The sequence below is a fragment of the Stutzerimonas stutzeri genome, from assembly GCF_024448935.1.
GTDB lineage: Bacteria > Pseudomonadota > Gammaproteobacteria > Pseudomonadales > Pseudomonadaceae > Stutzerimonas > Stutzerimonas stutzeri_AO.
In genome coordinates, this window is sequence record NZ_JAMOIE010000262.1 from 1 (window position 1) to 655 (window position 655).

At 60.5% G+C, this 655-nt stretch carries 2 protein-coding genes; both read right to left on the reverse strand.

What is annotated here, in order from left to right; genetic code table 11:
* Window positions 1-230, reverse strand: a 230-nt coding sequence (locus NA637_RS25820) for a hypothetical protein (protein ID WP_423836767.1), incomplete at its 3' end; no start/stop codon positions are given.
* Window positions 231-266: 36 nt separating this feature from the next.
* A partial coding sequence (locus NA637_RS25255) for a hypothetical protein (RefSeq protein WP_256075396.1) occupies window positions 267-655 on the reverse strand: 389 nt, incomplete at its 5' end.

Consider the following 655-nt stretch of genomic DNA (forward strand, 5'->3'; position numbering starts at 1 on the left):
TTGGCCAGCTTCAGCCGCCGCTTTCTCGACGAACTGGCCGGCCTGTTCGTGCAGCTACTGCACATGGCGCAGAAATGCGCCTGCTCACGCTGGGCACGATCAGCCTCGATGGGATCAAGATCCACGCCAACGCCTCGCGCCATAGCGCGCTGTCCCATGGGCATATCGAGCAACTCGAGAATCGGCTCAAGCGCGACGAGCTGCAGGCGCTGCTCCTCGACGCCGCCCACCGCGATGCAGACGTCTGTGCCTGGCGGCGGGTACGCTCAACCCATGGCCATCCGGTTTGGCAGCCAGGTGACGATCACCGGGAAGAAGAAAATCAGCAGTGTCGTCACGGCTTCCATGACGATGAACCAGCCGGCGCCATGGAACGTTCCGGTCAGTGCATTCTTCACATTGCCCACCAGGGTATTGACCCCATTTGAAGGCTGGATGCTGGGCACTGGCACCACCACTTGCTTGTCACGATTGGCGAGTGTAGGCAATTGAATTGCTCGCATCGAAAGCTTTGAAACAGGCAAGGCCGTCGCGGTAAACGGTACTTCCCGGCGCCACCGACCGTTGAGCGTAACGCTCGATCTCTTTGAGCGTGAAAGCCCGCGCTCGGCGTAGCTGTAGATACTGGGGATGGCCTTCAGTGCTGGTCTGCACG